Here is a 25,813-nt window from a genome sequence, read left to right as displayed (position 1 = left end):
CCCGGCGCGGCCAGAGGCAATCAATTATTCTAACAAGAAAGCACTTAATTAGGGCAAATCAAGCCGGCCGACTTTTGGGTTTTCTGAAAAACTAAGTCCGGATGTTCCTAACTGGAAGTTTGGTGTTCAGCAGCTACACTAGTATTACCTCCCTGCCCTGCCTCGTTTAGACCTTCATTCGCTCGAATCTGGAGCATTGCCCGTGATTGGTAGCCCCTGGACTTTTCGGCTTATTCCCTGCTCTGTAGGGATTGTTCTGTCAGTACTGATTTGTGCTGACTCGTTCGCTCAGTTTGGTGGTTCTCGCGATGTCAAAGAATACATCCGTGACGGCGATCGAATTGCCCTTGTCGGTGGAACGTTCATTGAACGAGAGCAGCAGTACGGTTACTTCGAGTTGGCCTTGAATCTGGCCCTGCCGGAAACCAACTTCACCATGCGAAACCTTGGCTGGAGTGGCGACACCGTCACCGGCATCTCTCGGGCACGCTTTGGCAATCAGAAAGAGGCCTGGTCGCATCTGACCAAGTCGCTGGATCTTGTCGACCCCACGGTGATCTTTGTCGGCTACGGAACCAATGAAGCGTTCCGCGGCAAGGAAGGATTGGAAGAGTTCAAGTCGAACTACGAGAAGCTGCTTGATGAATTGGAAAAGCGAGCCCAACGCATTGTCCTGATCCAACCCCTGCCGATGGAGAATCTCGGCCCGCCCCTGCCCAATCCCGAACAGTACAACGCAGATGTTACGTTGTACGCCAAGGCGATCCGGCAGTTGGCCTACGACCGTGGCCACCGCACGATGGGCATGAACGAGGCGTTTGCCAAATATCAGTCGACCGGTAAGAAAGCTCCGGAGCATCTGACCGACAACGGAATGCATCTGACTGGTTTTGGGTATTGGTATCTGGCACCGAAGATGGTGCAAAGCTTGACCCCTGGGACATGGTCGAGTGAATCCCCGTTGAAAGCCGTCGCGGCCAATCCCTTGAAACCAAACGATAAGGTTTCAGTCCCGCTGCCGTATGCCGCTGCCCCCGGTACGCCGGCACCTCAGTCGATTCAATGCGTCATTCATTTCGATCAGCAAGGCAATTGCGTCTTGCAGGGCCCTGGGGACGCGCCTGGCGTGAGCGCAAGCACCGAGCAGTGGGGACGTGGGGTCGATATTCCTGCCGCGAACCTTTACAGCAAGACGGAACAAATCCGCCAAGCGATCCTTCGTAAGAACCAACTCTTCTTTGATCGATATCGACCGCAGAACGAAACGTATCTCTATCTGTTTCGCAAGCACGAGCAGGGAAACAACGCCGTCGAGATTCCACAATTCGATCCTCTGATCCAGCAGCAAGATAAGAAGATCTTCGAGTTAAAGCAGCCGGTCGCGTACGACCTAAAGTTTGAAGAATCGGCTAACTAAGATCTCCTCCTCATTTTGAATCCATCTTCCTCAATATTGAGATATTCGTTCCCATGAACCGTTTTGCTTTTGCCTTGCTGCTGCTGTTGTTCGCTCCGGCAGCCTTGTTTGCTCAGCGTGATCTGAAGGTCATTCCCGAAACCGATCCGGCCGCCGAACAACGTTCGTTCACCGTGGCCGAAGGATTCGAGGTGAACCTGTTCGCTTCCGAGCCAATGATCGCCAGCCCGATTCAAATCAACTTCGACGCCCAAGGCCGCTTGTGGGTTGCGTCGAGTTCGGTCTATCCTCAGATCGAGCCAGGTCAGGTGGCCGACGACAAGATCCTCATGCTGGAGGATACTAACGGAGACGGCACCGCCGATAAGTCGACCGTTTTCGCCGATGGCCTGTTGATTCCGACCGGTGTGCTGCCAGGTGACGGTGGTGTGTACGTCGCCAACAGCACTGAACTACTGCACATGAAAGATACCGACGGCGACGGCAAGGCCGACGAAAAGCGAGTGGTGCTGTCTGGCTTTGGAACCGAAGACACGCACCATATCCTGCACACGCTTCGCTGGGGCTTCGACGGGATGATGTACTTCAACCAGTCGATCTATATCCATAGCCATATTGAAACCCCGCACGGTGTACGTCGCTTAAACGCCGGCGGTATCTGGCAGTTCCGTCCTGAAACACTGGAACTCGACGTTTTCTGTCGCGGCTATGTGAACACCTGGGGGCATCATTTCAACGACTACGGAGCCAACTTCGCAACCGATGGTGCTTATAGCGAGGGAATCAATTACACCTTCCCAGGGGCCGTGTTTGCTACGGCTTCCAATTCGCGTCGTCAACTGCACGGGCTCAACCCCGGCAGCCCCAAGCACTGCGGCTTGGAACTGGTCGGCGGATCGCACTTGCCCGAAGACTGGCAGACCAGTGCGATTACCAATGACTTCCGTGCCCATCGTGTTTGCCGCTTTGTGCTGGAAGAAGATGGTTCCGGTTTCGCCAGCCGTCAAGCCGAAGACGTCATCAAGGCATCGCACGGAGCGTTTCGACCGGTCGACGTGAAGATGGGCCCTGATGGAGCGATCTATATTGCCGACTGGTACAACCCCATCATTCAGCATGGCGAAGTCGACTTTCGCGACCCACGCCGCGACCATGTGCACGGGCGTATCTGGCGTGTGACGAAGAAGGATAGCCCCTTAATCAAGCCGCAGAACCTGCACGACGCTTCGATCGATGAGCTTCTTACCGCTTTAACCTCTCCGGAGAAATGGGTTCGTACGCATGCCAAGCTGCAGTTGAAGCTTCGCCCACGGACCGATGTTCTCGAGAAGCTTGCCACTTGGATGCAGCAGCGAGCCAAGGAAGACCCGGCTAACGCACATCAGCGTCTGGAAGGGCTGTGGGCTTATCAGGCACTCGACGAGATCAACGAGCCGCTTTTGCTGGAGCTACTAGCTTCCCCCAATCACAATATCCGCGCGGCAGCCGTACGGGTTGCCTCGCAGTGGTATGACGAAGTTTCTGAGCCGCTCGCATTGTTTACTGCTGCCGTTCGCGACGAGCATCCACGCGTTCGCTTGGAAGGCGTCCGAGCACTTGCCACCGTGCCCAGCTCGCAGGCAATGATCGTCGGGCTGGAAGCGACGCGTCAGCCGATGGACCGATTTTTGGACTTTGCCGTGTGGCAACTGGTCGAGGATCTGGCTCCGGTTTGGATTCCGGAATTGCAAGAAGCGGTCGCCAATAACGATACCAATTCAAAGATCTTTCAAGATGCGAAAGCTCATCCAGAAAGCTGGGCGTTTGCCTTCGAAGCGATTCCAAACGCCGAGGTCGCCGAGGCCGCGATTGTTTTGCTGCCAGAGGCCGACGCGAAAACATCTGGCCGCCTGGTCGAATTAGCTGCCCAGCGAGGTGGCTCACAACTGCTAGGGAACCTATTCACATCGATCTTGCCGGAAGGCAGCCGATCCGGAGATAACTCGCAAATCGTTCCGATCCTGAAGTCATTTCTCGTTGCCATGCAGGTTCGCAAGACGAAGCCGAAAGGCGACCTGGCGGCGATTGAAACGCTCTATGCATCCGACTCGCCTGAAGTGGCCGCATTGGCCTTCGATACGGCGATTGCTTGGAACGTGGCTTCGCAAGATTTGGTACGTGGCTATGCTTCTGGTGAAAAAGAACTTCCCCAGGCTGCGCGTGTTGCTGCGGTAAACGCCCTTGCTAAAATGCCAGGACAGCCGACGGCCAAGCTGTTGGTGGATTTGATTCATACGGACTCTGCCGACCAAGCGTTGCGTTTGGCTGCATTGGAAAGCCTGGCAACGATCGCGCTTCCCAATGCGGCGAATCAAACCGCGATGTTATTGGCCAAAGAAGGAAACCCAATTTCCGCCGACGCCTTGCTTGCTCCGTTTGTTAGTCGCAAGCAAGGGCAGCTTCGTTTGGCTGCCGCACTTAAGGATAAGAAGCTTCCACGCGATCAAGCACAACTGGCACTTCGCTCGGTACGAAGCAGCAGTCAAGCATCGCCAGAGCTCGTTGGGGCCATTCAAGCGGCGGGTGGGCTGGCCGAAGGCGTTCGTCAGTGGTCGGACAAAGAACTGGCCGACATTACCATTCTGGCCATGCAGTCGGGCGATCCACACGCCGGAGAAGCGATCTTCCGCAAAGAGGAACTGAATTGCTTCAAGTGCCACGCGATCGGTGAGGCAGGCGGTAGCGTCGGGCCGAATTTAATCAGCCTGGGAGCCAGTGCTCAGCCAGACTACATCGTTGAATCCCTGCTGCGGCCCAGTGCGAAAGTGAAAGAGAACTTCCACTCGTTGATCATTTTGACCGACGAGGGAAAAGTGCTCACCGGGATTCCCGTTCGTGAAAACAACGACTTGCTGGTCCTGCGTGACGCTGAGGGGCGCGAGATCGAGATTCCTCAGGAAGCGATTGAAGATCGCGCCGAAGGGCGATCGCTGATGCCGGACGGATCAATTGATGCTTTAACGACGAAAGAAATCGTCGACCTCGCCGCGTTTATGACGAAGCTGGGCAAAGCCGAAGAGTTCTCAATCGGCAATCAAAAGTACATGCGATCGTGGAAGACGCTGACGTTTAACAACGAGTCGCTGCGAGCGATCAACCGCTCGAGCAACAATACCGTTGCGGCCGGGCATCCTTCGTTCGTGTGGAAGCCTGTCTTCAGCCAAGTCGATGGCGGAATTCCTCTGGCAGAATTGCCCGTTTATTACCCCCATCGCAACCAGCCGCAGTTCGCTTACGTGCAAACCGACATCGAGGTCGCTAGCGGCGGTACCTTCCGATTTGCTTTCGAGGGGCCGGAAGGACTTTCGGTGTGGCTCGACGGCAAGCCTATCCCGACCGCCAAAGAGTTGGAAGCGAATTGGCAGCCTGGTGTGCATCAGTTGACGCTAGCGATCAACTTAGGTGAGCGTAAAGAGACGGTGAAAGTCCGATTACTGGAAGAGGAATCGACCGGCCGCTTGGCCACTGCGGCGAAGAAATAGACGCGATTGAAGAGAATTGATGGCAATCTTGCCTTGACCGGCAACTTGCCCCTTTGGTAGTTACACGCTTCGGTCCAGCAAATTAGTATCGTCACAGGTTGACGGGGGACTTGAGCGTCATCGTGAAAAAAAATTCTTATCGGTCGTTTTCCAGCGTTGGGGGCTGCCTGTTGCTAGCACTTGGAGTGTTTGCTTCAGGGCAAAAAGCCACTGCCCAAGGAACTGTTGCGCCTGCACCCGTCAATGGAACCGCAGGAGCTTCTATCCAAGGCTGGGATCCTTATTCCACCGCACCACAATACAGTCAGCCGGGCTATAGTGCGCCCAGTTATGCCGCGCCCCCTACGTCCAGCTATCCTCCCCCAGGCAGTTTTCCACCGGCGCCCTCGTCGCCGCCGCCTGCGAATTTCTCGACGGGACCGAACTCGTTCTATCCTCAGCAGCCGCAGCCGCTTTATCAGCCGGCCCAGCCGTTCGCTCCTCAGCAGCAGTACCAGATTCCGTACGAACGTTTCATGGAGAATCTGGCGTTTCAGTACACGTTTTTGCCCAAGCTGAGCAACGACCCCAATACCCTGCAGACGCAGGACTTCGAGACCTCGGTTACGGCGTTGTTTCCTAACTTTCTGTTCAGCGATCATCCATTGTTGGTCACTCCTGGCTTTGTGCTGCACCTTTGGGATGGCCCTTCGACGATGGTGCAGGACCTTCCGTCGAAGGCCTATAGTGCTTATCTGGACCTGGCCTGGAATCCTGAACTTACGCCCCGATTGTATGCCGAACTTGGCTTTCGCGTGGGGGTTTATACGGACTTCGAGACCATCAATTCCGACAGCTTGCGATTTCAAGGTCTGGGCGTGGGCAACATTCGCCTAACACCCACCATGACGCTCAAAGCGGGTGCCGTTTACATCGATCGCATGGATAAGAAACTGCTCCCGGTAGTTGGTTTGTTGTGGGAACCAGATAGCCTGACTCGCTTTGATATCACCTTCCCCTACCCGCGACTTTCTAAGTACTGGACGACGGTCGGCGATCGTAAGGTGTGGTGGTATGTCGGTGGCGAATTCGGTTACGGCAGTTGGACAATCCAACGCTATGACTTCGACGAGATGGACAGCGTAAGCGACCAGATCGACATCAACGACTACCGCGTCTTTGTCGGGCTGGAAGCAACACATCCCAATCGGATGCGTGCCTACGCAGAAATCGGGTATGTATGGGAACGAGAAATTCTGTATCGGGCTCCCACCATTCCTAACCTGAGTGTGCAAAACACCCTGATGTTACGTGCCGGATTTAATTTCTAAGGCGAGGCATTGAAATACCCATCGAGTTTCGCTGCATGTCTCCTTGTTGCGGGGTGCCTTTTCGGAGGCGACGTGACGGAGCATGCTAACGCGCAAATGCAGCCATGGGCGCAACGCGATCTGAGCTCGCTCTCGCGAGAATCGGCCTATCAGCCGATGCAGCGCATTCCACCCACCGAGGTCTTCCCAGGCGGATATCAAATGCCGCAGTATCCGAAGACAGGATCGCCAGGTAATCCGGCCGTTCCAGCCACGCTCGTCTCCGATAATCCCCCGGAGCTGAGCATGATCTCCGAAGATATCGAGCAGCAAGATGCACTTTACCTGAGTGAAGAAGAAGTCTTCTCGACGCGGCCGATATTAAGTCCTGCCAAAGATAGTGTTCTGCAATCGCTGACCATTCAAAGTACCTGGATTGCTGGCAGTGGTGACAATATCGGCATGACCGAAGTCAGCGGTAGTGCGACGCTCGGGTTTCCGGCCCCAACACGCGAATCCCCCCTGCTGCTGACCCCTGGCTACGGAATGTACTTCCTAGTCGGTCCCGACTCGGTCCAGGCTCCGGCCACGCTTTACCAAGCCTATCTCACAACACGTTGGATGTCGCAGTTGTCTCCCAAATGGGGGACGGTGCTGTCAGTGACCCCAGGCGTTTACAGTGATTTTAAGCGGACCGATAGCGACGCGTTCCGTGTGAGCGGAATGGTGATCATGTCGTACCAATGGGCCGAATCGATTCAATTTTTGTTCGGCGTGGCTTATCTCAATCGCGACGACTATTCGGTGTTGCCGGTGGTCGGATTGGTTTGGACGCCTGACAATGACCATCGCTTAGAGCTGACCTTTCCCCGCCCTCGCTACATGCAGTTGTTCTCTTACGGTCCCGGCTACGAAGACTGGTGGTATGTCGCCGGCGAGTTTGGTGGAGGAACCTGGAGCGTCGAACATCCGCTGGGCGAGAACGACTCGCTCACCCTGAGCGATTACCGCGTCATCATCGGGATGGAGCGCAAATCGGATGGGGGTGGCAAGTCGTTTGTAGAGATTGGCTATGTATTCGGACGTAAGTTTGAATACAAAAACGATCCGGTCGAACTCGACATGAGCGATACCATCATGCTACGCAGCGGTTGGTGGTATTAGCCCTGCTTCGAGTGTCTACCCAGTTCTTTTTCCAGCAACTTCATATTACGACGGTTGGCTCGGAACGTGACGTCAAACAGGTCACCCACCAGCGGAATGAAACCGATGATAAAGTCTACCAGGACGTTCCATACCATTTTGGTCAACGTCCAGCGACTGGCACCCAGGCGATAGGCTTCCCACAGGAAGTACGCCGAGACCGCCGTCGTGGAAGCATCACCGACAATCGGTATCAAACCAAGCACCGCGTCCCAACCCAGTTTAATGCTCGTGCCGGGCACGGTAACAGCATCGTCGAAAAGGTGGGCGATCTTTTGCAGACGCGAGATCAACTTCTCGCGATCGTCTTTGGTAAGGGAATTCTGGGCTTGCTTACCGGCCTTGCGAACGGCACTCGGTGTACCTGGTTTGTGTGGCATCAACCGGGTCGTATTCGGACTTAAATATCGAATATTCATGGCTCGTTATCGGGGTTAAGGGTACGGCACGCACTAGGTGCCGTAGTACCTTTTCGCAATCGCTATACCACTTACCTGGTAATTGGTCACGAATCGAAAACGAGGCGATAGCGTTTGTCCTAAACCTAGTTGAACAAACCTTTTGAGACATTTGTGGATCCCAGCGAAATTCTTGCGGTGATGTTCATTTCACCGCGCTGGCAGGCTAGCATTCATTCTGGCAAGGTTGCTAAAAACGCGAGAACGACCGCAATGGTCGATGGGACAGCAGCCGCTAAGATCACCAACGTCGCTCGTAACACGGATGGAATTTTCTGGGAAAGAAGCATTCCCAGTACGGCGGCCAATAGGGGGCCGGCCATGGGGAGCCAATAGCTGACAATTGGTACATCACTCCACGAATTCACATGCGCGATAAGCAAAATGCCGGCCAGGTAGGTCGTGAGCGTCAGCCCAACACCACCCACGAGAGACCGTCGAAGGATTAACCCCACGAAGGTTAATCCCAACACCGCGCTAAACGTTAGCCCGGCGACCTGGGCGAAGCGTAAGCTTTCAGAAATCGCGACGATCGCGGCAACCGCCAAGCAGGTTCCCAGCCAAACGACGGCAAAGGGCCAACGATGACTTTCGGGCGATAGCTCTGTCGCGACAGAAACCACCGTAGCGCCCACGCACCAGCATAACAGGTACGGTAAGTACGGCGGTGAAAGGTCTTCCCACGTCGGCATCAACAGATAGCCAACTCCGGCGAGCACAGCCGCATAGACAAGGGGAAGCACACAGAAGCGAATCAACACGGAATTTCCCAGCTGCCCTACTACGGCCGCAACAAGCACCGCGGCGGCGATTCCGATTGGCAGCCACTCGTAATGCGCATCGGGGATCCATGGTCCCAGTTGCAGCATAAAGTATCCGACCGCCGCGCCCACCACCAATGAGAGCGAAGTCTCAAGCGAGGTTGCTTGAGGTTTGACTTCCGGCGAAGTCTCTTGCGAGTCGGGGTCGTGCCTGTCGGTCGAAGCGAATTGGCCAACAATCCAGACCAAGACGAGGCGGAGCCCGGCCGCTGTAAGCAGCGGTGCGGCGAGGCCCCAAAGAAGATCATTCCAAGAGAACGGCATGTAAGTTTACTTGCCAACTTTGATGGTCATGGTCACATCTTCGTGAACATTGTCGGTTCCGAAATCCATGCCGAAGTCGACGCGATTGATGACAAATTCAGCGTCCAGCGTGATGTCTTTGCCCACGGTGACCTTGGCGGGGAAGCTGATCGACTTGGTCTCTTTCAGCAAAGTCAGGTCGCCGGTGATCTTTACGGTACCGTCGTCGGCCGTTTCAATCGATTTAGAAACGAACTTCGCTTCCGGGTTTTCGCGAACATCGAAGAAGTCGGGGCTCTTCAAGTGGTTGGTCAGCTTTTCAATTTCCGTTTCCAGCGAAGGAGTCTCGATCAGAACGTTGACTTCAGTCAGTTTGCCGTCGGCGGCTTTGGCCGTGCCGCTGAGCTTGCCGAACTTCCCGGTGCGCGGATCTGGCTTGTCCCCTTTGTGGATGCCCACGAATTGAATCAAGGTGTTCTCTGGCGTGAGTTTCACTTCGACCGGACCACTTGCTTCTGCGGCGATCGTCTTGGTTTCTTCCGCAGGCTTCTTCATCTCAGCAGCTTCTTCAGGAGCCGGTTTGTCCGCTGGCTTTTCTTCCGGCGCTGGTTTCTCGGCCGGCTTCGCTTCAGGTGCCTTTTCCTTGGGGGCCGTCTCCTTAGGAGCTTTGTCGGCGGATGCCTTGTCGGTGAGTCCTTCGACTTCTTCCGCTGGGGCGGGTTGAGCTGCGGCTTCCGGTTTGACTTCTTCCTTTTTCATTTCTTCTGGAGGAGCTTCCGGCGCGGGGGCTGGTTCTTCCTTGGGTGTTTCCATCGGAGGTGCCGGCTCTTCCTTCTTCATTTCAGGCTTTTCTTCCGCTGCCGGAGGAGCTTCTTCGGTAGGAGCCGGTGTCACCACGGGGGCGGGGACCGTTTCATTGGTAGCCGCTGGCGTGGTCGTTTCGTTGCTGCTCGGAGTCCCACTGTCGCCACTGGGGGGCTTGCAGCCGGTGAAAGCAATCGCGGCGACCAAAACTAAACCTAAAAATCGCATCTTCGTAATCTCCATGATGTTGTGAGTGAATGCTGGGTAGGCAGCCGGACGCTTGAAGCGTGAGCCGCGAATGCTGCAGAAGCTAGTCCCTGGCGTGTGTGAAACGTTATTAGACCACACCGCCGGAAAGGTTTCCATTCTACGATAATGTGTCCAGGTATTCGGTGGCACTCACCGGGGCGTTGCATTGGAAGTTCTCGCAGACGTAGACCGTTGGCTGACCATCGAGCAAAGTTTTTCCCGCGACCAGCGGCTCTAGGCTTGTTCCCAGGTCTTCCCCTTCGATCGCCAGCACAAACAACGTGTTGGGCTGATACTGGTTGTGAATCGCGTGGATGAGGTCGCCGCACGAGGCTCGGTCTGCGGCAGCAATCACCACTTCCGAATCAGGCTGATGCAGATAGTCGTAGGCGACCAATAGCTGCCCTGCAGCGATCGGATGTTTCTGCAGGACATCGGCTGCCGCCGACATCGTTTCCTGCGCAAGCTGCAAATACTTCGCGTTGCCCAGCAGCTTTCCAAGTTTCGCCAGAACCAACGCCGCGACACCATTGCCGCTGGGGACGCTGTGATCGTAGAAGTCCTTGTTCCGGGCAATCAGTTGTTCGTGATCGTCGGCCGTATAGAAGAACCCGCCAGACTCGGTGTCGTAAAAATGCTCGATCGCCGTGTCGATCAACTTCTGCGAGTGCTCTAGCCAACGCGGTTCAAACGTCGCTTCGTACAACGCGAACATGGCCGAGGCCAAATAGGTATAGTCATCGAGGTAAGCTGACAGCTTGGCCGTGCCGTGGCGATAGGTGTGCAGCAATCGGCCAGCGTCGTCGGTCATCTTCTCCAGGACAAACGTCGCCGCTTTTTGAGCAGCATCGATGTAAGCACTTTCGTTGAACGTTGCCCCGGCTTTGGCTAACGCCTCGATCATTAGGCCATTCCAACTCGCAAGAATTTTATCGTCCTTGCCGGGACGAATGCGCTGGCAGCGGGCATTGAAGAGGACCTCTCGAGCCCGTTGCATCTCGTCGCGCAGCTCCTGTTCGGTGGTCCCGAATTCCTGAGCATACTCGGCAATCGATTTCTTCAGCCGCGGAATGCTGTGCCCCTCGAAATTGCCGGCCACGGTGATGTCGTACACCTGACGAAAACGCTCGGCAATCAGCGGATCGCCCAACAACTGGTCGACTTCCTTGGGCGTCCAGACGTAGAACTTCCCTTCCTCTCCTTCGCTATCGGCGTCTTCGGTGCTGTGAAAGCCACCGTGCTCGTCGGTCATGTCACGCAGGATGTAGTCGCAAGACTCCTTCGCCACGCGGGCATAGTTGGCACTTTTCGTCAGGCGATACGCATCGACGTAGTTGCTGATCAGCAGCGAGTTGTCGTACAGCATTTTCTCGAAGTGCGGAACGAGCCAGTACGCATCGACGCTGTAACGGGCAAACCCGCCGCCGAGATGATCGTAGATGCCACCCATCGCCATTTTATCGAGCGTCGTGGTTGCCATTGGCAGCAACTTCTCGTTGCGGGTATCGACGAAATGCCGCATGAGCAAGTCGACATTCATCGTATGCGGAAACTTGGGTGCCGAACCGAATCCGCCATGCTGGGGATCGAACGACTCTTCCATTTGACGCACCGCCATGCCAACGCGACCAGGGGGGATCTCACTCGATTCTGCCGTCCCAAGACCGATCTTCTGCAGACGCTCGGTAAGGATCCGTGATTGTTGCAGTGCGACATCACGACGATTCGCCCAGGCATCGACCACGGCCCGCAGCACTTGATCGAAGCCAGGCATACCCCGGCTTGCAGTGGGGGGCCAATAAGTGCCGCCATAAAACGGCATCAACTCGGTTGTCAGAAACACTGACATGGGCCAGCCGCCGTGCCCGGTGAGCAGTTGCACGGCGTTCATGTAAATTTGATCGAGATCAGGGCGTTCTTCGCGGTCGACCTTGATGCACACATAGTGCTCGTTCAGGTAGTCGGCGATCTCTTGCGACTCGAAGCTTTCGTGCTCCATCACATGACACCAATGACAAGCCGAATATCCAATCGACAGGAAGATCGGTTTCTCTTCTTGCTTCGACTTCTCGAGGGCTTCGCTTCCCCATGGATACCAATCGACCGGGTTGTTGGCGTGCTGCAAGAGGTACGGACTCGTTTCGTGAGCGAGACGGTTCGGCATATGATCCGGTTTCCTTCGCGCGACCAGTTGCCGCACTAAACAAGGTGAGCGATGGGTTTAGCGAAACGAATGCGCTTGGTCGGGGAATTCGCCAGACTGAACATCTTCGCAGTATTGGCGAACCGCATCGGTAACCGTCTGGCGGATATTGGCGTACTGTTTGACGAACTTGGGCACGTGCCCTTCCGTCAAACCGAGCATGTCATTGAGCACCAGGACTTGCCCGTCGCACGCGCTGCCCGCGCCGATACCGATGGTCGGAATGTCCAGCATCTGGGAAATTTCTGCGGCGTCGTCCTGAGGAATGCATTCCAAAACAATACTAAAGGCCCCGGCGTTGGCGGCGGCCTTGGCATCTTCAATCAGCCGGTCCCGATCGCGCTGAACGCGGTATCCGCCCATTTGATGGACCAGTTGGGGCCGCAGGCCGATGTGCGCCATGACCGGAATGCCAGCGTTAACCAGGCCTGAGATCACTTCGGACTGATCCGCGCCCCCTTCTAGTTTGACGGCTTGTGCCCCGGTCTCTTTAAGGATGCGGCCTGCGTTGCGAATGGCTTCGTAGACGCCCAAAAGGTTCGATGGAAAGGGCATATCGACGATAACCAGCGCATTGGTGACCGCACGGGTAACCATCTCGGCGTGGTAAATCATCTCGTCCAACGTGACCGGAATGGTTGAGTCGTGACCTTGAACCACCATCGACAAGGTATCCCCTACCAAGATCGCATCGATACCGGCCTGGTCGACCAGGCTGGCCATAGGGTAGTCGTAAGCGGTCAATACGGTCAGCTTTTTCCCTTCCGCCTTACGGCTTACAAACTGCGGAACGGTCAGCCGGGATTTGCCGCGCGGGGGTGTGGACATGGGGCGAGGTCTTTCCTGAATGCAAGTGTTGAGCCAGTCAGCACTTATTTTCACTGTTAGGCGTCGCAGCGGCAACCACTGCCCGGGGCCTATGGGGCGACGCTCGGTCTGAATCCGGCCCTGCTGACAAGCACTTGGGCGGCGTTGCCTGCGCTTCTTGCGAACCGACCCTGTTCATGAGCGGTTAAGGGTCTTGGTGGAAAAAATTGGAAATTCTCTTCACCAAACGTTATCCTAAAAGACACAGCAGCCTTCCATGCGCTTCCCTCCGGAATTATTTCAGGACTCCCATGCATCGCCAAATTGCTCGTCTTTGTGCGGCCGCTTCCTTTTCACTGGCCGTGTTGCTACTTTCGTTTCCCGTCCATGCTCAGAATGCCAATCAGCCCCAGCAGGGCATGCCTAATTTCAATGGACGGCCTGGCCAGGAGCAGGAACGGACGACCCTGACTGGTAAGCTAACCGCCGCTCAAGCACCCCTGATTAAGCTGAAGCCTGAAAAGGGAAACCAGGAATGGACGATCCGCGTTGACTCGAAGCCCAATGAAATCATCGTGCGCGGCGAAGCCGAGAAAGCTTGGGTTCGTCCTGGCATGTTCGTCCACTTCGAGGCCACGCTCGATAAAAAAGGTGTTGGCCAATCCGCAATAAGCAAAGTGAGCGTCTTCACGCCAACGCCTCAGCTAGAACTCGGCGTCACCGAGCAAGCCGAACTGCCTGACTTTTCTTCGACCGGCGAGCAGGAAACAACCGAAAGCACGGCCGAAGAAGTTTCTAAGTACACCGTTGTGGGTCGCCTGTCTGGCGTTTCCCGAGACGGCAAATGGAGCGTCAGTGCCGGCAAAGCAAAGGTTACCGTCGAAATCGCCGAAGATGCCAAGATCAGCGTCGAGCTGCCGGACCCGCGATTGATTCGCATGGGCGACACCGTCAAGGGAACCGTTCACTATTACGACCAAGGCGTCGGCATCTTGAAGGGGGAAGTTGAAGTGGAAGCGGCCCAGCCGTTTGCCGCTCCTGAAGATCCTCGCGAAGCCCGACGCAACCGTCGCAATCGAGACAAAGACGATGCCCCTGCCAACCCGGCCGAGGCCAAGAGTATTTTCGATATGTAGTAACCGCCGGACATCGAAAGATGCCTGGCTGGTGAACCGGGAGGGGAGGTCCATGTGACCTCCTCTTTTTTTATGCGCAGCGAATCCAAACACGGCGGAACGCCCATTCGCATCAGGCAAGAATGCGGTGGAAATCGTTGCGATCTGCGACCAGATCGCTTATGTTGTCGCGGTGAACAGATCTTCCATTTGCGGCTACTACTTCGTGGATCTGCTATGACTGCCCGGCTTCTCAAATACGCTCTGATTGTCGTGTTGGTATTCGGCGGATTCTATCTGCTGATGGTCTCCGGGATGTCGTCTGGTTCTGGCGAAGTGGAAATTGGTCCTCACAAGGTCATTTCGCATCGATCCGATCGCGTTGTGAATTCGGCAGAAGACACAAAAAACATGGTGGTTCAGCCGAGCCCCGAATTTTTGATCGAATATGCGATAGGCGACGGGCAGCATGGGTTCGATATTCTCCGCATTCAAGCCGACGGTAGTGGCGAGTACACCTACTGGGAGCGAGAGTCCGAGCCGACGCGCCAGAAACAACTGACATTCGAGGTGTCCGTGGCCGAGTTGGAAGAGATCTGTGAACAACTCAACCAATCAGGCTTCATGGCCCTCGCCAGTGAGTATCACGGTGACCTACTCGACGGAACGCAAATTGCCATCACCGTCGTGACAGGGCAAGTCGAGAAAGAGGTCTATTGCGACAATCATTTTCCGGTGGAAGTGGTCGCCGTGGCCGACTATCTTGAGAAACAAGTCATCCAGCCCCATCGCAACCGTTCCTAAGTTGCTCTCTCTTCCTCGCCCCCGCTTGAAAAGGTGCCCTGCCATGCGTTTTCTTTTGTCTCTGTGCATCATCGCATGCTCTTGCTTCGCGATGGTTTCAAGCGTCGCTGCGGCCGAAGCCAAGCGGCCCAACATCGTCTTGATCATGTGCGACGACATGGGGTTTTCAGACATTGGTTGCTACGGCGGAGAAGTCGAAACGCCCCATCTCGACAAACTGGCCACCAGCGGAATGCGGTTCCGCACGTTCTATAACAACGCCAAGTGCGAACACACGCGGGCCTCGCTATTAACCGGGCGTTGGTGGCACCATGTGGGTGCGTCGGCAAGTGTCGTGTACAAGGCTCCGACCTTTGGCGAACGCATGCGCGAGGCAGGCTATCGCACGCTGATGGTTGGCAAGTGGCACGCCGGGCAAACGCCTTACCAGCGCGGGTTCGATCGGTACTATGGCCTGACCGATGGTTGCTGCAACTTCTGGAACCCCGGCCACGCGCGGCCAGACGAAGCAGAACCAGCCAAAAAACGCGTCCGCCGCTGGGCGATCGATGCCCAAGAGTTCCAGCCGTTCACGCCTGAGTCGAAAGACTTCTACACGACCGATGCGTTCACCGATCATGCCATCGAATACCTGGAGACCTACAAGGACGAACAACAGCCGTTCCTGCTGTACGTTGCTTACACCGCGCCGCACTATCCACTGCATGCCAGCGAGGAAGACATTGCCAAATATCGCGGTCGGTATGGCGAGATGGGCTGGGACAAACTGCGGGAGCAGCGTTTTGCGCAGCAGCAGAAGTTGGGCGTGCTTCCCGAGCATGCCAGTTTGTCGCCGCGAGATCCTGTCTTGCCGGCTTGGGACGACATTGCCGAAAAAGACCGCGACTCGTGGGATCTTCGCATGGCAACCTATGCCGCGATGATCGACCGCATGGACCGCAACATCGGCCGCATTCTGCAGAAGCTGGAAGAGACGGGAAAAGCGGACAACACGGTCATCTTCTTTCTGTCCGATAACGGGGCATGCGATGAATCGTCTGACCGGTCGACCGTGGAAGGAGCCATGCCATGGGAAGTGACCAGCTATCTGACCCAGGGACGCAACTGGGCCAACGCGTCGAACACGCCCTATCGCAAATACAAAACGACCGACTACGAAGGGGGTACGAAAACGCCCATGATCGCCTGGTGGCCTGGGGAAATTGAACCCGGCACCTTTACCGATCAACCGGGACACCTGGTCGATTTCATGCCCACCATGCTCGACTTGGCCGGAGCGAAAGTCACCGCAGAACTACCAGGTTATTCGCTGGTCGAAACACTCGGCGGTTCTACCGACGATCGCCCCTGGCCCATCTATTGGCAGTTCGGCAAAGCCCAGGCCATCCGCGACCACGACTGGAAGCTGGTCAAGCTCGGCAAAGCAGACTGGGAACTGTACAACCTAAACGAAGACCCGACCGAACTAAACGATCTCGCCCCAGACCACCCCGACAAAGTGCAGCAACTGGCTGCCAAGTGGCAAGCGTGGTGGAAGGACAAAGGTAATTAGTAAGCTGCCTGCGGTGAACCTAGCTCAGGGAAGAGTGTCTGATAGGAAAATTTTCTTCAGGGGGACACCAGGTGCTGCATGTCGTTGAATGAGCTGAAGCGGATCGATGCGAATCGGCTGCAACTGACCAACCCGTATGGGATTGATGTCACCCTTTTCGCAAACCAAGAGGTCCCCATCGAGTCGGTTGCCGTTGACGAACTTCAGTCGATGCTGCAGTTGCAAGAGACGGTTGAAGCCGTTTATCGAGCGTGCCCGGAACGGTTTTCGGTTGAGCCGACGATTGCGAGTGTGGCGTTGACGCCTGATTTTCATAAGGCTCGCGGTATTCCGGTTGGAACAATTCTGGAAACAAGAGGCTTTCTCGTTCCCCAGGCAATCGGAAACGACATCAACTGTGGAATGCGACTGCATCGGACCAACCTCGATGCGGATCAAGTTAAAGCTTGCTTCGATGCTCTTGAGACCGCCTGTCGATCTATCTTCTTCGAGGCCGGGAGACGAATCCCCATGGCCTGGGAGCATCGCGAGGCGCTACTTCTTTCCGGCATTGAAGGACTATTCGATACGATCGATCAGTCGTTTGATGAAGGGTTGTGGAGTTATTTTCATCGTACCGATCGGCACGAAACTTTGTCCCGGATAGATCGACGTGGGTGCCTGCCGGCCCGCCGCGTTGACGGGCTCGAAGACATGCTAGGCAAACGCGACCGCGTGCACCGCGATAGTCAAATCGGTTCGATCGGAGGTGGCAATCACTTTGTCGAATTCCAGAAAGTCGAACGCATCTTGGATGGGCAAATCGCCCATGCCTGGGGGCTTGTGCCTGGGATGGTAACGGTCATGGTACATACCGGTAGCGTTTCGGTCGGATACGCCAGCGGCAATTTCTATCGCGATCAAGTTCGCCAACGCCATCCCGATTCGGTTCGTAAGCCGGAAAACGGAATCCATATTCTCCCAGTTGGCCCGGAAGATGGTCAGGCCGAGACGGTCTTCTGGGACGCGATGCACAACGCGGCGAATTTTGCCTACGCAAATCGAATGTTCCTGGCGTTGATGGCATGGGCCAGTCTGGAGAAGTGCTTTGGAGAAACACAGTGCGAACTGCTGTACGACGCGCCTCATAATATGATTTGGAAGGAGCCGTCTCAGGGGCATGAGTCGTATATTCACCGAAAGGGAGCATGCCCAGCGCGGGGATACGACGCAATGGTTGATACTCCCTTTGCCTACTACGGTGAGCCGGTGCTTGTGCCAGGGTCGATGGGGGCGAGCAGCTATGTGCTGGCCGGAAACGGATTGCCTGGCACCAACCAGAGTGCCGCTCATGGTGCCGGTCGTGCAATCTCGCGAGGAGCATCGATGAAGGGCTTTGATCGAGAGTTTGAAAGGTTCCTAGAAGAATTTCGTGTGGTAACGCCTGTCGACTTCCGGCGGCAAGACATTCGTCAGCGAAGCGATATCATGGAAAAGAAACTAGCCGACTTGCGGCAGGAAGCGCCGTTTGCCTACAAGGGAATCGGCCCGGTGATCGAGACCATCCAAGATTCTGGCATGGCGAGACCCGTCGCGGAGCTAAAGCCTCTGATGACAGTGAAGGGCTAGCGTTGTTCTCAAAAAAAAGCCACCGGCAAACACCGGTGGCTTTCTTCTTTGGGGATCGGACAGATAGGTCTTAGCCCATCTGAGTTTCGTAGCCTTTGCGGCTTTCTCGCGACAGGAACGTGTTGGCCTGATCGTCGCCGATGACTTCTCGCTTTTCTGGGTCCCAGTTGAGTTCGCGACCCAATCGCATGGCGATGTTCGAAAGGTGACAGATTTCGAGCATGCGGTTATGCGACCACACGTCCGAGATCGGCTGGCTGCGCGAGTCCATGCACTCGATAAAGTTGACGCTATGGTTCTTCGGAACCGGACCGCCGTACACTTTTTCGATCGCGCCCTCAGGCAGCGGATTTTCTTTCAGTGCTTCGACCGGGGCACCGACGATCTTGCCACGATTAACGAAGAAACGACCATCGGTTCCCTCGAAGAGGATCCCGTTGTCACCTTCGCTTTGGATGATCATTTCGACATCGTTAGGCATGTCGGCCTGGATCTTGAACTTGGTGGCCACGTTGTAGCGATCGTGGACGACCGGGTTGCCGTCTTTGTATTCGCAAGCCAGTTCGTACTCGAGTGGTTTGATCTTGCTCGGGCCGGTGTCGGTCGCACCCAATGCCCAACAGGCAATGTCCACATGGTGGGCACCCCAGTCGGTCAGCTTACCGCCAGAGTATTCGTGCCAGTTGCGGAACGAGTAATGGCAATTGCTGTAAAGAGGAACGCCGCCGCCGTAACCTTTTCGCATTTCCGGCAGAGCACGGTAGTCGACCTTTTCCGCTGGGCCGAGCCACATGTCCCAGTCGAGACCTTCCGGCACTTCCGTCACAGGGATTTCGGCCGAGCCAGTCATGCCGTTGATACCGCAGGTCACCTTTTGGACCTTACCGATACGACCTTCGTTCACCATGGCGACCGCTTGCAGGAAACGTTGTCCCGATTCGCTACGCTGCATGGTACCGACCTGAAAGACGCGACCGGTCTCTTTAACGACCTTCTCGATCAGCTTGCCTTCGGCGATCGTCAGCGTGAGCGGCTTTTCGCAGTAGACATCTTTGCCGGCATACATCGCTTCGACGGCGATCTTGGTGTGCCAATGGTCTGGCGTGGCGATCATCACCGCGTCGATGTCTTGGCGGTCGAGGACTTTGCGATAGTCGTTATACGCGTCCGGCTTTTTGCCTTGCTTCTTTTCCAGCTTCGATACATTCTCGGCCAAAACGTTGGCATCGACGTCCGCTAATGCAGCAAAGTCGGCGTAAGGGGTCGTCTTGTTGGTGATGCCCCAACCTTGGTTGCGAAGACCAATCGTCGCGAACGTCGGGCGATCGTTGGCATTCTGAAAACCGAAGGCACGGTGGGCGGATGGAATGATGAACGTAGCGGCACCGGCGGCGGCAACTCCCTGAAGGAATCGACGACGTGTGCTTTGCGGAAATTTAGGCATGGGATAAATCTTTCCAGGTTACGTAAGCAATTGGGGTAAACGGAAAAGGTCTGGGGAGGTCGACCGAGATTGGTGAATCAATACGCAAGCGAAGGATACCAATCCAATCAAAAATGAAGGATAGCCCCTTAAGTATAGCATAAAGGGGCAGGCAGAGACACTTCTTCAGGGTTTGCGTATTTCCAGAAAAACCCGTAATTATTGCTTGCTGAGGCGATGTCAGTTGCGCAGGATCGTAGGCGAAGATGCCTGGCCCCCTAGGGCCACAAGCGGCTAACGAGGCCGGCACAAACCCAGAAGCAAGTCTCGATCCGTAGGGCCTCGCGGGCGAGCGTCGGACGCCTGGAACCGCTTAACAACCCACGCCCGCGCGAATCCCAAAAAATTTTCATTTGAGCACTATACATATGCTACACCAGGCTGATATACCTAAATCATGCCCAGGGGACGCTTCCCCGGCACCGTGCCTATTTTCTTTGTAGGCATACGAAATCCGTACCTAGTTTCGCTGCTAGACAAGCAGCAAACCGTAGGGCCCGCGTGTCGCGGGTCGGACACCGGGTACTAGCTTCGCGACCCGCGACACGCGGGCCCTACTAACCCAACACCACTTAAGAGCACCGTCATGTCCCATCACCACGCACAATCTGAAAAACACGAACCGAGCGCCTCTGCGCACGGTTCGCAGGATGGCCTTAAAGAAGCCGCCTGGGAAGCCTACAACCAGTCCGGAAAGGCTAAGCACAAAGCACACTTGCCTGGCGATAACCTGCCGAAGGCAAGACCTCACGTCGTAGTCCAAGAGTTCGACCTTCTGTACTGGATCGAGCAGATAAGTCGAACAAAGGAAAGCCATGCCCACGAAGACGTGAGCATGGCACCCGCCGCTGTTAAACCGAACCAGTATCTAGCCAAAGAACGCGGCCCACCCTAACAACCCGTGCCCCTCAACCTCGGGTAGGGTGCGAGCAGAGACGCGAAGCGGAACGTATCGCACCGAATGCGGTCTCCATCAAATGGCAACGCGACAACGTTGTGCAAGGTGCGATTCGCTGCGCTGCTCAGCACCCTACATCAAAACAGGGCTCTTTTTCCTGTCCGCTCTCCCTCGAAGGGAGAGGGGGCAGGGTGAGGAGTTTCTGAATAATATTTAACAAAGACCATAAGAATACGTTCCGAGTCGTTCGGGAACTGCGTTCGCTCATGCGCTGTCACCAGGCGGGCTGCCCTCTCACGTTAACCCTTTTGTGCGGGTAACGGGGCGGAAGAGGCAGGACGTGCTGCGCAGTTACTTGGACATCGCTTGTTTTGTCTAACAGGTCAACTCTTTGGCTGATGCTACGAAGCTGCGTTCGCTCCCAATCTCACTTCAGGTTGCCTGTAACCCGTATGAGTTGCTCGGGAAATCAATAGCAACCCTGAGTTCTGTTGCGGCCGTGATTTGCAATTTGTCATGCCCATGTTGTGCATTTCATGCAAATCACTTGGGGTGCGTTTCAAGGTATTGAGTTTTGTTGAGCGTCTCAATTAGCCTGTCCGCTGTCGTGAAAGCTTAATTAATCGTGAAGATATAAATTTTATTATTTCGCTCCGGAGGCTTCTTATGAGACATCAAGTTAAACGTGTAGGGTTTACGCTCGTGGAATTGTTGGTGGTGATCGCCATCATCGGGGTGCTGATTGCACTTCTCTTGCCGGCCGTGCAACAGGCCCGCGAAGCAGCAAGGCGAACGAGTTGCCGCAATAAGATGAAGCAGTTGGGACTCGCCCTGCACAACTATCACGATACGTTCAATGTGTTTCCTTCTGGCAACATGAGCCGTAGTGGTTCGACCACTGATTGCACCCCGGACGGGGATCAATGTCAGGATGGTATGGCTTCGTGGACAGTTCTGATCTTGCCATTCATCGAGCAAGGAAACCTCTACGAACAATTCGACTTCCGGCAGCCGCTGTACTGGGGGTTTAATGACGACTTTACCGGGACCAATCCTAGTTGCGGCACGAACGATAACTTCGTTCCTCAGACCACTTCGGTCGACGCGTTTCATTGCCCTTCAGATCCATTGGCCTCTGGCGGAAGCTTGACCAATAACTATATGGGCGTCATGGGTGGTGATACGTACCCAGGCAATAACAATGGCACGGCTTATAACTGCCGGATGAACAACACGCGTTTGAACTACAACAATGGGATGCTGTATTTGAACTCGAAGACAGGCTTTCATAGTGCCACCGATGGTACGTCGAATGTATATCTGATCGGTGAGAGTAAGTATCTTTTCCAGCCAAGTTTCTGTTGTGAAACGGCAACCTGGGCTTCGTCGGCACGCATCAATAACGACGACTCGCTTCTGCTTAACATTGTGGCCTGTACCTTTCAGCCGAACACTGGCGATAGTCCCCTTAACAACAACGTTCACATGTGGGACGAGATGCCAGGCACGGTGGGAAGCTGGCACCCCGGCGGCTGCCACATGGCCATGGGAGATGCTTCGGTTCACTTCATTAGCGAAAACATCGACATCACGACGCACCGGAATTTGAGCAAGCGTAGCGATGGGTATCCCATCGGTGGACTGGGCCAACTCTAATCGTCTTTCAACCCATTGCTAAAGGAGACAAGACATCATGCGCATGTGGATATTGCTCGCTATCTTGACGGTGACCGCAACACTTGGTTGCAGCGGCCCAGTGACAGAAGGTCCTGATCGGTTCCCTCTTTCGGGCACAGTCACCTACAAGGGAGCCCCATTGCCTGCGGGCAAAATTTACTTCGAGCCTGACGGCAGGAAAGATAATTCAGGGCCAATGGTGACGGCAGAAATCAAAGATGGCAAATACGAGACGCCTGTCGGTAAGGGGACCGTCGGTGGAGCACACCGCGTCCGGATCGATGGCTACGATGCGAAGAACGTTACCGAACATAACCCGCTGGGCGATGTTCTATTCAGCAATCATCTGATCGAAGTCGATTTGCCCAAAGACAAAGCGACCGAAGATTTCACCATCGAGAAGTAGTGCTGAGATAAACACCCAATCGGCAACCGAAGGACGGGCCTTTGTGGCTCCGTCTTTCTGGATGCAACGCGTTACATGGAAAGGGGTTAAGAGTTGATGTGGTGAGGCAGCCTCTAAGATCGTAAATCTGAATAGCTCGGTGGATCGTCTTCCTTCAAGGCTGGGTATGTGTCAATTGCTTACGCTTGGGAGATAAGAAAATGAGAACGATCATGCTGGCGACGGTCATTGCCGGAGTCTTGGGAGCACTTGTCGCCGGAACGCTACATTCTGGGGAAGGGCCTTCGTCGGACTCGACGCTTGCGAATCCTCAGATCGACTACCAAGGTTTCGCGAAGCAGGTGCAAGAGGTCGCGAAGGTTCGTGAAAAGCGGCGTGTTTCCGAGGATCAGTTCATACGCATGATAAACGATCCGAAGGCGATCGTTCTCGATGCTCGCAGCCAACGCATGTATGACCTGCTGCATGTGAAAGGGGCCGTGCATATCTCGCTGCCGGACATGACCGCAGAAGCTTTGGCTGAATTGATTCCGACGAAAAGATACCCCGGTCGTGATTTACTGCAACAACAACTTCAAAAACGAGCCAACCGCATTTGCTACCAAGTCGGTCGTCGCTTCGCTCAATTTGAATACCTACAACACGCTTTACAGCTACGGCTATCGCAACATATACGAGCTCAAGCCGCTACTCGATCGTCATCAGACGAAGATCCCCTTCGCAGGCAGCTCGGTTGAAAACGCCAAGTAGCCAGGCGCCGATCGCCTAGGTTGCCCGGCCGAAGTTGGGGACTTTCAATTGCTGGCCCCCCTTCAATGCCGACTGATGGGCCACGATACCAGGGGCCGTATAGGCGACGGCCTCGTAGACATCGACCGCCGGTCGCCGGTTGTTGGCCAGCGAATCGATGAATTCGTGCGTGATAAAGGTGTGCGATCCTTCATGGCCGCTGTTATGTCGCAGCGGCTTGGGCAGCATGTCGGTTTGCCACCAGGCCGGCACGTTGTATTTTTCGTATTGAGGAAGACTGCGAACAAAGCCACCGTCGTCCTTTTCGGTTTGATTGCCGCTACGAACGACGATCGGACCAAGGCCATTGGGGTCGTGACCGTAGAAACTCATTTTGTCCCCAATCCATTCGGCTCGCTCGCCACCGCGGTGGGCACCTTTCCACCACACACGCATATTGAAGGTCAGCCCCGATTCACTTTTGAAATTGGCAGAACCATTCCAGAAAGGATTGTCGTATGCGTTGTCCTTCAAGCTTTCGGCTTCGTCTCCCCATCCCTGACAGGCCACTTCGGTAAGTCGCTCGCCGGTGACGCTCACAAAGTGCGCCGTGCAGTGGGTGGGATAGTGCATTGGCGGAAAACCATACCGCCACGTACGCTTCCCATTTTCCATAAAGAGCGTATCCAGGCCGTCGTGTTGATAGGCCGATTCGCAGTAGATCAACTGGCCAAAGCTGCCTTCCTCGAACATCTTGCGAGCCGTGATAGTGCTTTGCTGCCAGTAACTGGTTTCGGCCATCATGAACGTGAGTCCGGTCCGCTGAACGGCTTCGATTAGCTGTTCGCATTCCTCCAAGTTCATCGCCACAGGAACCGCACACAGAACGTGCTTGCCTGCGTTCAAAGCGGCGAGCGAATGGGGGACATGGTTGGGGGCTTCCGTAAAAATGGCAACCGCATCGATGTCCTTCGCCTGAGCTAACATGGCCTCTAGCGATTCGTACTTCGTTGAACATTGGTAGGTCTTGCTCAACGCGTCCAATCGTTCGGGCCGCAGCTCGGCGACACCGTTCACCTCGCACATTGGGTGTTCGTGAAATTGAAACCCCAGGCCAAACCGACCACCGACAATGCCCAGACGAACCTTTTGAGGAGATTGCTCGCCGTGTACCGCTGCCGGTATAACCATGCTGGCACCTGCTGCGATGCTGCCGGAGGCACGAAGGAAACTACGACGCGTTACCGGAGTGGGATGTCGAAAAGGCTCGCTCATCAATGGATGTCCTTAGAAAGGTACGGCAGGAATTGGGAGAAGCGATTGCGGCAATCAACAGGGCTGCGATCCCCGCGGGAGGCAACTTCAGTGTAGCGTCGATCGTAGATGATGTCACGTGAAATCTTGCAGGGCCCCAGCACAAGCTGTAGAAGCCTTGGCCGTTTGTGAAGAAAGCTTGGCACCCACGCTTTAGGTGCCCTCGAAAATATTTCAAAGTGATGTCGAATGGGAGCAGCTTCCTTCGACTATTTAGTAAAGAACAAGCTGGAAATTCCTTAAGGAAAGAAAACAATGAACGCAACCGAAACCATTCAGGCGGCGCTCAGCACGAGTTTCGATTGGACACTTCAGTTGGCCGAAGATTTAGCCGACGCACCGCTAACCGATCCGACCGGATGCCAAGGCAATCACCCACTGTGGGTTATGGGGCACATGGCATTCTCGCGGGGAGGTCTTTTGGCCATGATCACTGGCGAGGAAAGCCAAGTCGCCCAGTGGAAGGAGCTGTTTTCCGGCGGAACGGAGCCGAGTTACGACGCGTCGAAGTACCCCAGCTATGGGGACGTGCTGCAAGCGTATCGCGATATCCATCAACAAACGCTTGTGAAATTGAACGAGATCGGTGAGAGCGGTCTCGATGCCAAGCCTGCGTTTGTGTGGGATATGCTCGCTGATCGGTCAGACTTTCAAAGTAAGGGACACATCTTCCTGCTTATCGCCATGCACGAGATGTCGCATCGCGGGCAATTGGCTGATGCACGCAAGGCGCTCAGTCGTCAACCGTTTGTTTGATCGCCCGTGATGCCGCGAATTACAATGAATCTCGCTTGAATGTGACAGCGAGGCTCAACGGATTCTGTTCACATCAATCACCGATACCCACAAAAAGAGAACTCATGAAATACATGTTACTGGTCTACGGCGCGGAAACGAGTTGGACGCCTGAGAGCCGCGAGGATTGCATGCGTAAGAGCATGACCATTTGCGACGAATTGGAGAAGGAAGGGAAGCTCATCGCTTCTTCTCCGCTCATGTCCGTTTCGACTTCCAAGACGGTCCGGGTACGCGACGGAAAGCAACTAGTCACGACGGGGCCTTTTGCCGAGACGACCGAGCAGTTGGGCGGCTATTACATTCTGGATGTCGAGAATGAAGCGGAAGCGCTGGCCATCGCAGCTCGAATTCCACCGGCGTCGGTGGGCAGCGTCGAAGTCCGTCCCCTGGAATCGCTTCCACTGTAGTGAAAAT

21 protein-coding genes are annotated in these 25,813 nt (G+C 55.2%); 14 read left to right on the top strand and 7 right to left on the bottom strand.

The annotated features are described in order from the left end of the window. Window positions 1–202 precede the first annotated feature (202 nt). The 4 genes from HOV93_RS08170 to HOV93_RS26360 all read left to right on the top strand — a co-directional run bounded on the left by HOV93_RS08170 (window position 203) and on the right by HOV93_RS26360 (window position 7,391). Entirely contained in the window at window positions 203–1,417 is a 1,215-nt protein-coding gene (locus tag HOV93_RS08170; RefSeq protein WP_207395994.1) for an SGNH/GDSL hydrolase family protein, read from the top strand. Between the two features lie 53 nt (window positions 1,418–1,470). Beyond that, window positions 1,471–4,938, top strand: a complete 3,468-nt coding sequence (locus tag HOV93_RS08165) for a PVC-type heme-binding CxxCH protein (RefSeq protein WP_207395993.1) — start codon at window positions 1,471–1,473, stop codon at window positions 4,936–4,938. A 122-nt stretch (window positions 4,939–5,060) separates the two neighbouring features. Further along, window positions 5,061–6,248: a hypothetical protein gene (locus HOV93_RS08160; RefSeq protein WP_207395992.1), complete on the top strand. Its 1,188-nt coding sequence runs from the start codon at window positions 5,061–5,063 to the stop codon at window positions 6,246–6,248. Window positions 6,249–6,320: 72 nt separating this feature from the next. Further along, complete coding sequence (locus HOV93_RS26360) at window positions 6,321–7,391, top strand: DUF6268 family outer membrane beta-barrel protein (protein ID WP_207395991.1); 1,071 nt, start codon at window positions 6,321–6,323, stop codon at window positions 7,389–7,391. Here HOV93_RS26360 and HOV93_RS08150 read toward each other — a convergent pair. From HOV93_RS08150 to panB, 5 genes are all read right to left on the bottom strand, one after another. Then, complete coding sequence (locus HOV93_RS08150) at window positions 7,388–7,810, bottom strand: DUF4112 domain-containing protein (protein ID WP_207395990.1); 423 nt, start codon at window positions 7,808–7,810, stop codon at window positions 7,388–7,390. The genes HOV93_RS26360 and HOV93_RS08150 overlap by 4 nt on opposite strands. Before the next feature lie 251 nt (window positions 7,811–8,061). After that, window positions 8,062–8,973, bottom strand: a complete 912-nt coding sequence (locus tag HOV93_RS08145; RefSeq protein WP_207395989.1) for a hypothetical protein — start codon at window positions 8,971–8,973, stop codon at window positions 8,062–8,064. Between the two features lie 6 nt (window positions 8,974–8,979). Further along, a complete protein-coding gene (locus HOV93_RS08140) occupies window positions 8,980–9,984 on the bottom strand; it encodes a YceI family protein (protein ID WP_207395988.1) in 1,005 nt (334 codons plus the stop codon). A 139-nt stretch (window positions 9,985–10,123) separates the two neighbouring features. Beyond that, on the bottom strand, window positions 10,124–12,169 hold the full coding sequence (locus tag HOV93_RS08135; RefSeq protein ID WP_207395987.1) for a thioredoxin domain-containing protein: 2,046 nt from the start codon (window positions 12,167–12,169) through the stop codon (window positions 10,124–10,126). A 57-nt stretch (window positions 12,170–12,226) separates the two neighbouring features. After that, on the bottom strand, window positions 12,227–13,036 hold the full coding sequence (panB, locus tag HOV93_RS08130) for a 3-methyl-2-oxobutanoate hydroxymethyltransferase (protein WP_207395986.1): 810 nt from the start codon (window positions 13,034–13,036) through the stop codon (window positions 12,227–12,229). 290 nt (window positions 13,037–13,326) lie between these two features. Here panB and HOV93_RS08125 point away from each other — a divergent pair, with 290 nt between their 5' ends. The 4 genes from HOV93_RS08125 to HOV93_RS08110 all read left to right on the top strand — a co-directional run bounded on the left by HOV93_RS08125 (window position 13,327) and on the right by HOV93_RS08110 (window position 18,094). Continuing rightward, window positions 13,327–14,151: a hypothetical protein gene (locus HOV93_RS08125; RefSeq protein ID WP_207395985.1), complete on the top strand. Its 825-nt coding sequence runs from the start codon at window positions 13,327–13,329 to the stop codon at window positions 14,149–14,151. Between the two features lie 216 nt (window positions 14,152–14,367). Then, window positions 14,368–14,934 (top strand): hypothetical protein, encoded by a 567-nt coding sequence (locus tag HOV93_RS08120; protein WP_207395984.1) that lies wholly within the window; start codon window positions 14,368–14,370, stop codon window positions 14,932–14,934. Between the two features lie 43 nt (window positions 14,935–14,977). After that, entirely contained in the window at window positions 14,978–16,486 is a 1,509-nt protein-coding gene (locus HOV93_RS08115) for an arylsulfatase (RefSeq protein ID WP_207395983.1), read from the top strand. A 78-nt stretch (window positions 16,487–16,564) separates the two neighbouring features. Continuing rightward, window positions 16,565–18,094: an RtcB family protein gene (locus HOV93_RS08110; RefSeq protein WP_207395982.1), complete on the top strand. Its 1,530-nt coding sequence runs from the start codon at window positions 16,565–16,567 to the stop codon at window positions 18,092–18,094. Window positions 18,095–18,164: 70 nt separating this feature from the next. Here the strand turns inward: HOV93_RS08110 and HOV93_RS08105 are convergent, their stop codons facing one another. Beyond that, entirely contained in the window at window positions 18,165–19,538 is a 1,374-nt protein-coding gene (locus HOV93_RS08105; RefSeq protein WP_207395981.1) for a Gfo/Idh/MocA family protein, read from the bottom strand. A gap of 625 nt (window positions 19,539–20,163) precedes the next feature. On the opposite strand from HOV93_RS08105, the gene HOV93_RS08100 reads away from it, so the two are divergent. From HOV93_RS08100 to HOV93_RS08085, 4 genes are all read left to right on the top strand, one after another. Further along, window positions 20,164–20,472, top strand: a complete 309-nt coding sequence (locus tag HOV93_RS08100; protein ID WP_207395980.1) for a hypothetical protein — start codon at window positions 20,164–20,166, stop codon at window positions 20,470–20,472. A gap of 669 nt (window positions 20,473–21,141) precedes the next feature. Next, window positions 21,142–22,131: a DUF1559 domain-containing protein gene (locus HOV93_RS08095; RefSeq protein WP_207395979.1), complete on the top strand. Its 990-nt coding sequence runs from the start codon at window positions 21,142–21,144 to the stop codon at window positions 22,129–22,131. 37 nt (window positions 22,132–22,168) lie between these two features. Continuing rightward, entirely contained in the window at window positions 22,169–22,558 is a 390-nt protein-coding gene (locus HOV93_RS08090; RefSeq protein ID WP_207395978.1) for a hypothetical protein, read from the top strand. 200 nt (window positions 22,559–22,758) lie between these two features. After that, entirely contained in the window at window positions 22,759–23,295 is a 537-nt protein-coding gene (locus tag HOV93_RS08085; RefSeq protein WP_207395977.1) for a rhodanese-like domain-containing protein, read from the top strand. 28 nt (window positions 23,296–23,323) lie between these two features. On the opposite strand, the gene HOV93_RS08080 is transcribed toward HOV93_RS08085, so the two are convergent. Continuing rightward, window positions 23,324–24,562 (bottom strand): Gfo/Idh/MocA family protein, encoded by a 1,239-nt coding sequence (locus HOV93_RS08080; protein WP_207395976.1) that lies wholly within the window; start codon window positions 24,560–24,562, stop codon window positions 23,324–23,326. Between the two features lie 294 nt (window positions 24,563–24,856). On the opposite strand from HOV93_RS08080, the gene HOV93_RS08075 reads away from it, so the two are divergent. Together HOV93_RS08075 and HOV93_RS08070 are read left to right on the top strand one after the other, a co-directional pair. Continuing rightward, window positions 24,857–25,357, top strand: a complete 501-nt coding sequence (locus tag HOV93_RS08075; RefSeq protein ID WP_207395975.1) for a DinB family protein — start codon at window positions 24,857–24,859, stop codon at window positions 25,355–25,357. A 104-nt stretch (window positions 25,358–25,461) separates the two neighbouring features. Then, window positions 25,462–25,806 (top strand): YciI family protein, encoded by a 345-nt coding sequence (locus HOV93_RS08070; RefSeq protein ID WP_207395974.1) that lies wholly within the window; start codon window positions 25,462–25,464, stop codon window positions 25,804–25,806. Window positions 25,807–25,813 lie beyond the last annotated feature (7 nt).

Source organism: Bremerella alba (assembly GCF_013618625.1).
Classification (GTDB): Bacteria; Planctomycetota; Planctomycetia; order Pirellulales; family Pirellulaceae; genus Bremerella; species Bremerella alba.
This window is presented reverse-complemented; position numbering and strand designations above follow the sequence as displayed.